Source organism: uncultured Roseivirga sp., from assembly GCF_963973945.1.
In the GTDB taxonomy this organism is placed as follows: Bacteria; Bacteroidota; Bacteroidia; order Cytophagales; family Cyclobacteriaceae; genus Roseivirga.
In genome coordinates this window covers 116,097-129,523 of the sequence record NZ_CAXBBV010000004.1, presented here as the reverse complement: position 1 = coordinate 129,523, position 13,427 = coordinate 116,097, and the positions used below count along the sequence as shown (strand labels likewise).

The 13,427-nt window shown below is 40.7% G+C and carries 5 protein-coding genes; 1 reads left to right on the top strand and 4 read right to left on the bottom strand.

Features of this window, described 5'->3' with window-relative positions; genetic code table 11:
• The first annotated feature begins 15 nt into the window (after window positions 1-15).
• Window positions 16-591 (top strand): hypothetical protein, encoded by a 576-nt coding sequence (locus tag AAC026_RS08900; RefSeq protein ID WP_339697121.1) that lies wholly within the window; start codon window positions 16-18, stop codon window positions 589-591.
• A gap of 4 nt (window positions 592-595) precedes the next feature.
• Here AAC026_RS08900 and AAC026_RS08895 read toward each other — a convergent pair whose 3' ends face one another.
• The 4 genes from AAC026_RS08895 to AAC026_RS08880 all read right to left on the bottom strand — a co-directional run bounded on the left by AAC026_RS08895 (window position 596) and on the right by AAC026_RS08880 (window position 13,290).
• On the bottom strand, window positions 596-3,433 hold the full coding sequence (locus AAC026_RS08895; RefSeq protein ID WP_339697119.1) for a PD-(D/E)XK nuclease family protein: 2,838 nt from the start codon (window positions 3,431-3,433) through the stop codon (window positions 596-598).
• Between the two features lie 300 nt (window positions 3,434-3,733).
• The gene (locus AAC026_RS08890; protein ID WP_339697117.1) at window positions 3,734-6,874 is read right to left on the bottom strand and encodes a UvrD-helicase domain-containing protein; all 3,141 of its coding nucleotides are present in this window, start codon (window positions 6,872-6,874) and stop codon (window positions 3,734-3,736) included.
• 60 nt (window positions 6,875-6,934) lie between these two features.
• A complete protein-coding gene (locus tag AAC026_RS08885; protein ID WP_339697115.1) occupies window positions 6,935-10,102 on the bottom strand; it encodes a PKD domain-containing protein in 3,168 nt (1,055 codons plus the stop codon).
• Between the two features lie 83 nt (window positions 10,103-10,185).
• Complete coding sequence (locus AAC026_RS08880) at window positions 10,186-13,290, bottom strand: gliding motility-associated C-terminal domain-containing protein (protein ID WP_339697113.1); 3,105 nt, start codon at window positions 13,288-13,290, stop codon at window positions 10,186-10,188.
• Between the last annotated feature and the right edge of the window lie 137 nt (window positions 13,291-13,427).

The window sequence follows — 13,427 nt, the reverse complement described above, 5'->3', positions numbered from 1 at the left end:
TCAAATCGTAACTCTATGACACCAGAAGGCCTAATTCAAGTTTGGAATAATGATGAGCTCATACATGTATCTAATTCAACCTTATACAAACTACCCTTCTCAGAATTAACTAAAGAGTTCCTAAATAAAGGATTCATAGAAGTCTTTTGTGATCTTGCTTTCGATTATCTGAAAGGAGAAATCCAACTTGTTTCGGACATGTGGGATTTGGATCATGAAGAATACAAAGACGTTTATGCAATTGGATTCAATGGTTCAGGAGACCCAATTTGTATCGATGTCCTCGATGATGAAAAGCTTATTTACCTTAATCACGATAATGATTTCGAAGAGGTCTATATAAATAAGAATATCGAACGTTTTTCAGAAATGGTTGTCAGAGTAAGTCATTTTGACAAGACGAAAACAAAAGTATTAGAAAACTCTCTATGGACTCATGATTTTACAGACGAGAACTTTGACAAACTTAAAAATGACCTCAAGCTTATCGACCCTTTAGCTTTTGAAATCGAATCTTCTTTTTGGAGATACCATATCGAAAATGAATTGTGGTTTAGAGAAGATGAACGAAAAAAAGCCAGGCTCATATAATTCATCACCCTCCCCTTTTGCACAACTGCTGAAACTCGCAGTATTCACAACGTTTTAGGTCATCGGTTTGGGCGAATGGAATAGCTGGGCTGTAGATTTCGCGCACTAGGTTTTGAAGCTTTTCTTCAAACATAGCAATGGCATCAGCAGGAATGGCTTGGCCATCTCGGAGCCACTGCGTGCCTTCGCTCAACTTACGCATACTCGTAATGCCCACTTTTACAGGGAGATCAAAATGACCTTTGGTGAGTACTGCATAGAGGTAGCCTTGGAAGCCAGATTTGTATTTTGGATCATCGAAGTACTTATCGATATAAGCCTGCGGATCTTTAAACATCAGCGCCTTGCCTACAAATTCCACCTTCCCAGTTTTATAATCTGTAATGCGCAGCTCTTTGGCCTTTTCATCCATTCGGTCTATCGTACCGCTGACCCTGGCTTTGCCAATTCCATCAATGGCCACCAGCGTTTCAAATTCTTCTGCTTCCAAACCAATCACTTTGAAAGGAGCTTCTAGGGCATCTAAATCCAATACTTTTTGAATCATCTGCTCCATCACCTGTTTAGTGACCAAATCTCTGCCCGACAGTTGTTGGTTTTCCTGAATGATCTTGTTTCGTTCTAAAGAGTCAATCAGCTGCTTTTCGACCAAGCCCTTCAGCAAACGAATTTGCTCTGCACCAATTTCTCTGTTTAGCCAAGGTTTGTATAAAAACTCCAATACCTCATGCACTACAATTCCAAGATTTCGTGCATCAATGTCTTCATCCAAATCATCCAATTCTCTAAAACTGGCTACGTTTTTTAGGTAGAACTTTAGCGGACAGGTAATGTAATTGGTAAGCGAGGTGGGCGATAAGAACTTACCCTCCTCTGTGCCCTGCAAAAAACGACTCAGTAGTTTATTTACCTCTGGCCCTTTTGGAATCGAAATCTCATTCGAATTGATAGCTTTCGGAACAAGCCCTTCATATGATTTCTCTAGAATGGTATAATGCTCAAGCTTCTTATAGCGCTTTAGCTGCTGTAGAATAAAGCGGCTCCTCTCTCCTGTCGAATCGCCTTGCGTAGTGTTGTCATAAATAAAATGCACCTCTTCTGCCCGCTGTAACAATCTCTTGAAGTGATAAGCATAAATGGCATCTTGCTCCTCGAAAGTGGGTAACTGAAATACCTTTCTTAAACCATAAGGAATGTAAGAATTTGAGTTTCTGGCGGTCGGAAGTTTTCCTTCATTGGCCGAAACCACAATAATATGCTTGAAGTCCAAGGTTCTGGTTTCTAGGAAACCCATCACCTGAACACCTTGCACTGGCTCACCCTCAAAAGGTATTTTAACGGCCCTGAAATGCTCCTGAATGATTTTCTTGATCAACCTTAAGGAAAAGGCCTCTTTCTGCCTTAGGTAGTCGTTCAGCTGATTGAGCGACTTCAGGAAAAAATAGATAAACTCACGATCTGTCAGTCCGCTGTCTTTCTCTTTAAAATCATAGAATGCGGCTGTGAGGTAAGTCTTTAAGGCATTCGCAATGTTCTCCCATTCTTTACCCGCTTTGAGCAAGGTTTGCAACTGACTAGACTTCACTTTGTCCAGCAATTCGTTCAAGCCAATTTTAGTTTTCTTTTCCCGAACAAACCATTCGTTCAATTGCTGATAAATGCCTTCGTGAAAAAGCGCGGTATAGGCGTTGGAAAGAAAAGGTCGAAGGTCATAGGTATGAAAAACCAAACCTTGGTCGGTGGTTTGTGCCTTTCGCATCAATTCCAAATAGCACAGCACAAAATCGAAAACGATAGTTGACTTCATTGGGTAGCCCATCGTCACGTTCACCTTATGGTCGTGCAATGGCATGGCGTAAAGGAAGGGCACCAACAGCTTTTCATCGGCCAACACAATAGCAGTTTCTTCTGGCTTGACACCTTGGTGAATGAGTTCCCCGGCCAACTTTGCGGCCAAATGCGCCTGTGCCATATTTTGAGGCACGGCATGCACATGCACAGTTTTCGGTTCGCTTAAAGAATCGACATCGAACCAAATACTGTCGGGCCACTTGGTTCGGTATTCCCGCATAAAATCGCCCGCTTCTTCCTTCTTCTCGACCATGAAGTAGTTATCGGTATCCCAATAGAGTTGGGCGCGCTTGGCTTTTACCAAGGCATCAAAAATCACTTCTTCCGATTTGGAAAGGGCATTGAACCCACAAAAATGATAATAATCGAAAGGATGCTCAAAGTGGTCTTGACTGAGCACAGAAGCCAAATTGCGGTACAGCATACCGCCATAAGCTTTTTCTTCCTTCAGCAATTCACCTTGAAAATCTTCATACACCGCACCAACCTCTTTCCAGATTTTTAAAAACTCAGTGAGCAGTTTCGTCTTGTCTTGCTTCTCCGTCAGGGTTCTAAAACGGGCAATGATCTCTCTGAATTCGTCATTATAGCCGAAAACATGGTCAATTTCTTTAATGTTCTGTAGGTCCGAATAGATTTGTTTGGCGTTCGCCAAATAGCGGTCTATCTCATCATAATCTTTTAAAATCACTTTGCCCCAGGCATAGAAAGCATCGAATTCTAAATCTTGATCTCGTTTTTGGTAAATTTTGAAAAGGTGAAAAAGCAGCGTGAGTTCATCCGTAATCGACAAGCCCGTCATGCGCTGGACAAAATCTTCAATACTGAAAATGGTGGGCAGCATAAAGTGATGATGACCGTATTTTTGAAGTAAAGCGCGCTTAAAGAAAACGCCTCCACGTTTGGTAGGAAAAACAAAGCAATGGCCTTTCAACTGTTGCAAGTCGCTTTCCTGAATTTGCTCTACAATAAGGTGGTGGAAGGTTTTCATTATTGAACTATACTTTTACAGGTTACAAAAAGTCCCATCCAAGGTTCAGTATTATAAATTTTACACTTTTGTAATACCGAAGACCTGCTTAAAAGCCCCATCCAACCTTCCCCACGGGGGAAGGCTTTTGCTTCTGAGGTAGTTCTAGGTTGAAGTGGTTTTATTAAACTGTTAAAACACGCTACTAAATGTACAAATTGGGACAGTGCTCCAAACAAACGCTCAAAGGCTGAAAATGACCTCTGTCGTAGCCTTCCCCTTCGGGGAAGGTTGGATGGGGCCAAAAGAACTAGTCGGGGCTTAACCATTTACCACCTCCTTCACTATCACTGGTTCAACATAGATTAAATGACCGGAGACTTGTTCATAACCAAGGGCTTTCATGGCGTTCATATAGCGTTTTACTTGTTCTTGATGGGCTGAGCTTTCCTTTTCCTTTTTATAGTCGATAATCACTGCCTCTTTTCCTTTAATCAGTAGCCGGTCTGGTTTATGGGCTTTACCTTCGAACCAAATTTCTCTTTCATTGAAAACTTCATAGTCATCAGAAAACCAGACACTGATTTTTGGGTCATCAAAAAGCCTAAGGATTCGATCTTTCACCAACGCTATTGCATTATGGTCTAATTCTCCAGCTTGTAAAAACTGCCTTAAAACCATTTCTAAATCTTCCTTTACCCGAATGGCAGAAAGCACTTCGTGCACCTGATTTCCTAAACTAATATTCTGCGCTTCTTCGGTTTCTTGCAGCATGAAAAAGCGTTCTGAATCATTGCGGATGGTCAATTGATTGAGGAAGGAAACTTGCGGATAAATGCCAATAGCTACGGATGCATCTATTTCTTCTCCACTCCCTATTTTTTGACCATCTGTACCCAAACTGAACTGCGTGTAAGTTGATTCTTCTTGAGAAAGCAATCCAATTTCAGGAAGTAAATCCAGTAGAAACTCATGGATTCTAGAACTGCCAGCCTTCTTTGGCATTGGCGCTGCTAAATAAAGTTTCTCTCTGGGACGCGTAAAAGCCACATAGGTTTTATTGAGAATATCCAGCGCACTTTCTGTTGCTTCGGTATAATAGTCTTCTTGAAAATAAGATTTAAGCAATGTGCTTTTACTGAAATCTAGCGGAATGTACTGAAGCGATTGGTACTGCTCAGGTATATTCTTCGTCCAAAACTGATGTGTGTTAGCATTGGGCAAAATATCCCAATTGGCAAAGGGAATAAACACGATAGGAGATTCCAGTCCCTTAGATTTATGAATCGTCAGAATTCTTATGGCATTGGTTTTCTCACTTGTGGCTACCGTTTGATTATCTCCTTCCTTATCCCACCATTCTAAAAAAGTATTGATGGAATTGGCGCCTCGCTGTGACTGCTCAAGAATAACATCCAAAAGCTGTTGCAAGTACACATCTGCCTTCTTTTCGATGTCGAACATGAGCAATAACTCACTCACCAAGTCAAAAAGTGCAAACTGCTTTATTTCGTATTGTCTGGTTAGGAACTCTTGAGGAAAACCTGCTTCTTCCAAAGTCATTCGTTCTCCTTTTCCGCGCAGCATTACAGCTTGCTCTGGAATATCGTTCAACCTGAAGAAAAGACTGATGAGGTTGAGCATGAGCACTTCATCCTTACCTGATTGTAAATAGCGGAGTAATTCCAGCACAAATAAAACCGATTCGCTCTGTTGAAGCTTGAGCGATTCACCATTGATAAATGGAATTTTCTCGCTTAGAAAAGCAGTGGCAATATCTGAAATTTCCTTGTTACGATTCACCAAAATAAGCATATCGCTCAGTGAAAAGCCCTTTTCTTTGTTCTCTCTAATTTGAATTAGAAGGTCCTTAACAGATTGTGTCTGCCATTTTTCATCTTCTTCATCGGAAGAAGAATAATAACGCATTTGCACGTAGCCGCCTTCTCCTCCTTGAATTTGTTGCTCGTGGTTTTCATAGGCTTGGGTAAACAAAGATGTGTCATGCAGTACTTCGTTTTTACCGAAAGCTTCTGGCAGTTTTCCAAACAAGTTATTATTGAAGTTGACAATACTACTCAAACTTCGCCAGTTGTCATTCAGCACCTGATCGGCTTCTTTAGGATAAAAAGCACCTAGTTCTTCCTTCACCTGTGAAAGTAACAAACGCATATTACCGCCCCTGAAACGATAAATAGATTGCTTAACATCTCCAACTATCAGCACTTCATTATCTTCTGAAAGGGCGTTAATGATCAAAGGTTTTAAGTTGCTCCATTGAAAATTGGAAGTATCCTGAAACTCATCGATCATAATATGCTTGTAGAAGCTACCGAGCTTTTCGAAAATAAAAGGCGCATCGGCTTGCTCCAGAATATCTTTGAGAATGATATTCGTATCCGAAATAAGCATTACGTTGTGCTCATCGCGGTATTCTTTTAAATACTTATTCAGCTCTTCTAATAAACCAAAAGCATACACATTTTTTAGAATAGCTTTCGCGGAGTTGTAGTCACTTTCGTTGTCTTCAATAAAATCAACAATACCTTGACAAATCTCTCCAAACCTACCCGACACCAATTGATCTATTTCTGCTTTCTTATCTGACTTTTGAGCGTACCAATTGCTATCACCATTTACGGTTTTAATAAAAGTAGAAGTAAGTTTGTAATCCTTATTAGTAAGCTTCACAAATGTATTGGCCACACTTCGTGCTTGGCCGCCACTAAAATCTGCTACTTGTAACCCATGCTGAGAAATTAAATCTAAAGCTTCATTTCCATACTTTTTTAGTTGTACTTCAAAAGACTTAATATCTGACCTAAGTGATTCAATGATCGTTTTAAGTTCATCGAAACTAAGGTTTAGCCCGCTAAAACCGTCTTGGAAAGATTCTCTGAAGAGGTTACCACCAAGCTTTTCGATCTGCTGATCTACGTTCCACGATTTATCGCTTTCAATTTGCTCTTTCGCATATTGCGTAAGCCATTGCCGTACTTCTTTATTGTCGTCCAAGCTTTTGAAAAGCTCATTCATGGCTTCTTGCAAGGCCATGGAAGTATTCATTTCTACTTCGTAACTGAGTGGCAAATCCAATTCTCTAGCAAAAGACTTGAGCACCCTAGAAAAGAAACTGTCGATGGTGGACACTTCAAACCGACCATAATTATGAATAATCAGGTCATAGGCTTCTTCTGCCCTTTGTTGAATGTTAAGTGGAGTGAGTTCTGCGGCAAGTTCGGTCACTAATATTTTAAACAGCTGCGTTTCTTTGCCCGCTCCCATTTCTTCCAAAGCCTTGAGAATACGGGTTTTCATTTCTTCCGTAGCCTTGTTGGTGAAGGTAATGGCCAAGATATGCTTGAAGTCTTGTGGCCTTTTAATCAGCAACTTGACATATTCCTTTACGAGCGTAAAGGTTTTACCCGAACCTGCGGAAGATTTATAAACCGTTAATGCCAAAATAATAAGTTTTCAGTCCAATGCTGAAATTAAAGAAAGGCTTTGATTTGGTAAGGAAGTCTAGCGAAAAAGTTTCAGCGAACCTCTTCTGGTTTCTTCGAAACTCACACCATTTAAGACACCCGAATAGAAAATGATGTAGCTGTACTGCCCATCTTGAACTTCTTTCCCTTTGTAGGTGCCGTCCCAGCCTTCGGTAACATCTTCTTTAGAGAATATGATCTCTCCCCATTTATTAAAGATTTGCATGCTGTATTGAAGGTCACAGTCCGTCACTGGCTTAAACTCTTTGTTTATTTCAGTTTCACTATTAGGGCTAAAAATATTTGGAATGAAAATTTTAGGGGAGCGCTCTTTCACGTCAAAATCCATAACGGTCTCACAACCATTCGCATCTACAATGGTTAGAAAATAGGATCCTCTGGAGAAATCGCTTCCCTCCTGTGAATCCAATGTTGATTTATTGTTCCAATAGAATTGGTAGTCTGGCGTACCACCAATGGCTTCAATATAAGTTTTTCCATTGTTGGCTTGAGGGCAAATCGGTTGATTAATGAATGAGTCTAAAAATGGCGCTAAAGCCGGTGGTTCGGTTACCGTATAGGTTCTAGAAACCCCACAACCGTTGGCATCCGTCACTGTAACCTCATAATCACCTGCAGGTAAGTCCGTGATCATGGATGTATCATAAGTTCTGTCGAAATTATTTCCAACCACTTGAATAGAATACTCTCCTTGCGCATTGGGGGTTCCACCAGTAATATCCAGGTTAATTCCGCCATTAGACTCTTGGAAGCAACGTACAGGATCAATAGTCACATTAGCTTCTATTATTTCCAGCGCATTAGGTTGGGGCACAGTATAGCGCTCTACTTGCATGCAGCCAGCTTGATCAGTAATAGTAGCCTCATAATCGCCAGCCGCCAAGCCTGTTATGGTTAAGCCAGACATGCCGTTGTCCCATTCCGCAGTATAAGTACCCTCTTTTCCACCAGAAACGTTTAACTGAATCGTGCCATCTGAAAAACCATGACAAGACACGCTCGTAATTACAGGAATAGATTGAATGACAGGGTAAATGGTGACATTCAGGTAATCGGAGTAGCCATCACATTCTGGTATCAAAGGGTTGGATTCTAAATACCTTATACGGCCAGCGGCTACACTATTCCATCTCACCCGTACCTCATTTCCTGTATTAACATTGTTTATAAATTCACCTTCCCCATCTATTTCCCAAGTATATATAGACCCATTGGTTTGAGGGGTGAAATAGGTTACATCTTCAATGTCTGACAGGCAAACTCCATCGTCAAAAACTCCATTGGATTGTGGTAAGGCAGGTTCAAGTTCTTTGTTTATCACCACATTGTAAGTTATGGTGTCTCCGATACACCCTTTGTCGTTCGTTGGAATTACCTTGAGAAAAGCGTTTGGATTTGAAACTCCCCAGTCGACCAAAGCCTTATCCCCTGTATTGGTATTCAGCGTACCTCCTTCAACAATCCATTCGTAGCTGTTTCCTTCTGCCCCCTGAACGATGTATTCAATACCATTGACGTCTGGGCAAACCGACTGTGATCCAATAATCCCGTCTACTTCAACATTGAGGACTCTGATATCTCTTGTAAACGTTTCAAATTCTCCACACCTGAGATCACCATTAGAAGCAATCAAAGTAACCTCGTAATCACCTGCCACAGTATATATATGTTTGACCTTTTGACCAGAGGCAGTCTGGCCATCACCAAAATCCCAATCGAACACGGTGTAAGGCGGATCTTCATCTGGTGCGGTATCAAAATCTACTGCAAAATCAATTTCTGAATTTAAACAAGCTTCTCTTTGTATGCCATCAATGGTCTCATCATCCATCACGAGTTGTGCATTTAGGTTCTTCAAGCTCACACCAGCTGAATAGCCGATAGATTCTGTCCAAGTGGAAGGATCGAAGCCATTTAAATAAGCTATTACTCCATCTGGAGCAGTCAAACTATGACTGCCACGGTCAATAATGATTGAGGCATAAGCCGCATTTCCATGAACAATAAATTGATTGGTAATATCAACTCCATCCAAAATAATATCTCTTAGTGCATCTCTTGTGGTGATTAAAGTGAGGTAGTAATTCTTAAACTTTTCTGACCTTATAGCCCCAAATGTAATGGCTTTCAGTCTCTGCTCCAGGGGGCTTAGCATGATCATGAAAGTATTGTAACTTCTACTTTGACTTAATTGCGCCATGGAAACGGGTTTATTGGACACAATTGTCCTTACCCCTTTCAATGCTTCTAAGTTGACCACCTCACCCGATTGCATCTCGATATCTTCATCAAGCCCAGATATCGTTACCTTGGTACCATCCTCAGATGCCATGATTTTTACGTAATCCCCCAACTTTTGGCTTGATTCGTAGGGTATATACAAAAAGTTTTCCCCCCATGCAGAGAGTGGAAACATTTGCTCGTATAAATGAGACCATGAAATAGCCGTTGAATAGCCTACACTAGAGCCTTGGCTGCCCCCAAAAACAGCTATGTTCTTACACTCACTAGGCTCAGTTCCTATTGCTTTTATATAAGTCCCGCTTAAATCTTTATCCGATTGGACCTGAAAAATATCCCCTCTATTTAAAGTGATTTGCTTTGGTGTATTTGCAGAGAAACCACCATCAGCGTCTACAGATGTGGTTATTTCAATCCTCGTATTATCTTCTGAGGCCACTATCAGAAACTCCGACTTTGTTTTGGGGCCATTTAGAGGCCCTAGCTCTTCATGACCAATAACATAGTACTCATTCCCAAGGGTTGGGGTAGGGAGAATAACAGTTGCATCTTCGTGATGCGGATTCCTATTTAAAGCATACACACTTATATCCACATCAGAGGTGACATGGATGGCCTTGGTTTCTATTGAGCCAGAACCAATCGCAGCATATGGATTATACACCGATTTACTTATTAAGACACTAAGCGTAATACCGGGCTCAACCACAATATCCAAAGTACGGCCATCTGCAAAAACATGCACAGAAACTTGCGCTCTTTCTTTGCTAGTAAAAAAAACTTCTAGGTTGGAAGGTAGATGATCAATAATGCTAGGCCTCCTCACATCTTGGGTATTCTGCATAAACCCAAACCAAAAGTCTTTGCCTTCGGTGGTCAATTGGGCATTTGCAGAAAAGCCAAAGCTTAACAAAACAATAAATGATAGTAAAACGCTCCTCAATTCGCCTTATTCATAAGTGGTATACTAAAACAATTATTAATATACGTGTTTTATTTTAGCTTTATGAACGAATTACACTCCGTTTACCTGAACAGCTTTAGTGAACCTCTTCTGGTTTCTTCGAAGCTTACACCGTTTAAAGCACCCGCATAGAAAATAATGTAGCTGTACTGCCCGTCTTGAACCTTTGTTCCCTTATATCTTCCATCCCAGCCTTCGGTGATGTCTTCCGTAGAGAAAACTATTTCTCCCCACTTATTAAAAATTTGAATACTGTATTGAAGATTACAGTCTGTTACTGGTTTAAACTCATCGTTTACACCGTCATTATTAGGGCTAAATGCATTTGGAATGAATATTTTGGGAAAGCGCTCTTCCACATCAAAGTCCATTACTGTTTCACAACCACTGGCATCTCTAATCGTCAATGAATAAGCCCCTTGTGAAAAGTCACTTCCTTCTTGAGAGTCAATATTTGGTTTATTGCTCCAGTAAAATTGGTAGTCTGGAGTTCCTCCTTTGGCTTCAATATATGTTGTTCCGTTAGTAGCCTGTGGACAAATAGGAAGGTTTAGGAATGACTCCAAGAAAGGTTCTAAAGCGGGTGGCTCATTAATGGTATAGCTTCTGGAAACTTTACAGCCATTGGCATCGGTAACAGTAACGGCATAACCACCTGCTGGCAAATTGGTGATAACAGGTTCGCTGTAAGTCTTGTCAAAATTAACTCCTACTACTTTAATGGAGTACTTACCTTGCGCGTTCGGTGTTCCGCCTGTAATGTTTAATGCGATACTTCCGTTGGTTTCTGAAAAACACCTTACTGGTAAAATTGAGCCATCAGTAACCGTTAAAGGAGTAGGTTCTGTAATGGTATAAGTTTTAACAACTTCACAACCCGCAGCATCTGTGATGGTGGCCTCATAGTTACCAGCCTTTAGTCCTGAAATTGATAGGCCTACCATTCCATTGTCCCATGAAGCTGTATAATTTCCGGGTTTACCGCCTGTTACAGTGAGTTCAATTGCGCCATTGGTCAATCCAAAACATGAAATATTAGTAATATTCGCTGCAGGCTTAATCTCTGAATAGATAATCACCGACAAATACTCAGAGTATCCATCACAATCAGCTACTAAAGGGTTTGATTCCAAAAATCTAATTTTACCAGTTCCTACCCCATTCCATTTTACTTTTACTTCGTTTCCAGTGTTTACACCATTGACGAAGGTTCCACCAATTACTTCCCAAGTGTAAACTGAACCATTTGTTTGCAGAGTAGAATACGTCACCTCTTGATAATCATCGAAGCATACTTCAGCGGCACCTGTTGGTAATGGCGGAGTAAGCTCTTTATTAATCTTCACAGGAATTTCAAGTGTTTCGCCAATACAACCCAAGGTGTTTCTAGGTACTACTTTCAAAAATGCATTGTCATTTGGTGCTCCCCAAGCCACTTTAACTTGACTTGTTCCTTGACCACTGGTGATTTGTCCATCAGCCGAAATAATCCACTCATAAGTATTACCATCGGCACCTTCAATGGAGTAGTCAATGTTTTGAACATTAGGACACACAGATTGTGGCCCCATTATTTCTGAAGCCTCCACTTCTAAAATAGAAATCTGTTTGGTGAAAACTTCCGAATTACCACAACTGCCTTCTCCATTAGAAGCAATTACTCTGATCACATAATCACCAGGTGTGGTATAAGTATGGTTTACCTCCTCGCCAGTCGCCATTGCACCATCATCAAAATGCCAATCAAAAACTGTGTAAAGAGGGTCTTCGCCCGGTATAGTTTCAAACTGAATTTTAAAATCTATATCTGAATTCAAACATCCTTCATCAGCAATAATATTAAGGGTAGCGTCTGCTAATAAAAGTTGGGCATTCAGGTTTTCAAGGCTTGCTCCTGCAGAGTAACCGAATGACTCTGCATTTCCATAACCATACACATAGGCAATTACACCTTCTGGAGCAGTAAGTCTATGGTTTCCTTGGGCAATATTCAACGATGCATAGGCCGCATCTCCTTCTGTTTTAAATTGGTTTGTTATATCCACACCATCCAAAAACACATCTTTTACGGCATCGCTCGCTGTAATTAAGGTTAGGTAATATTTAGCAATATTTTGAACCACAAAAGCATTGAAGGTAACCGATTTAATCCTCTGTTCTAACGGACTCACAATGATCATAAACGGGTCGGAAGGTACTCCATCGCAATCTTGACTACGGCTAAACTGAGCCACCGTAATAGGTTTATCCGCTGAAATGGTTCTGACACCATCCAAAGCTTTATAGATCTTTACTTCGCCAGCATTCAAAATCAGTGTTTGTGACATTCTTGAGATTGAAATTCTGGTATCATTCTCAGCAGCAATAATTTTCACATAATCTCCTCCTTGTCTAGTTTCATACGGAACAAAGAGAAAGTTCTTTCCCCATGTAGAAACAGGAAACATTTGTTCTAACAAGTGATCTCTAGCTGGCCCACACCCCCCAACATTAGTAAACACATTCCCCCCAAAAACGGCTATATTCTTACACTCAGCACTGTTTTGGCTTACAGTACGAACATAGGAGCCACTTAAATCTTCATCAGATTTCACTAAATAAGTTTCTCCCGCATTCAGCTCTATGGTTTGAGGAATACCCTTCAGCCAGCCGTTATAGGTATTGCCAGTAGGCGTAATTTCAATTTGAGTTCCATCTTCCGAGGCTGCCACTAAAAACTCAGATTCCCTAGAACTTTCCACTATGTCCCCTGGGGGTTCCATATGTGCTACTACATAATATTCATTGCCCAAAGCAGGTGTAGGCAATATAACAGCCGCATCTGCACTAAACTGACGTTTATTTAAGGCATATAAAGAAATGGGGTTGTCGGAAGTAACATGAATACCGTAACCATGCTTACCTTCATCTGTAGGCATAAGGTTTAAGGGAAGTACTACTTTTTTAGAAACTCCTGGGTCAACGGTTACGGTTACATTAAAAGCATCCAACGGAGCCTGAATGGTCACCGATGTAGTTCTTTCAGCACTTATATAAATTTCTATAGACTCCGCACTCGCGTTGTCCATAAAGCCAAACCAGAAGTCTCTACCTTCGGTAGTGACCTGAGCGTTTGCTGATACAGCGATAAATAGTACCCCAAATAAAGTTAGAAATAGGCTCCTCAACGTAGTCTTGTCAATAATAGTAGTCAGTCAAATCAGGATCAATATGAGTATTTTCATCTATTAAAAGAAGAATTCTCTAAACCGATTGTTCGTGCCTTTGACTTATGTTTTGAAAAAAGGTTTTGAACCAAAGCAAA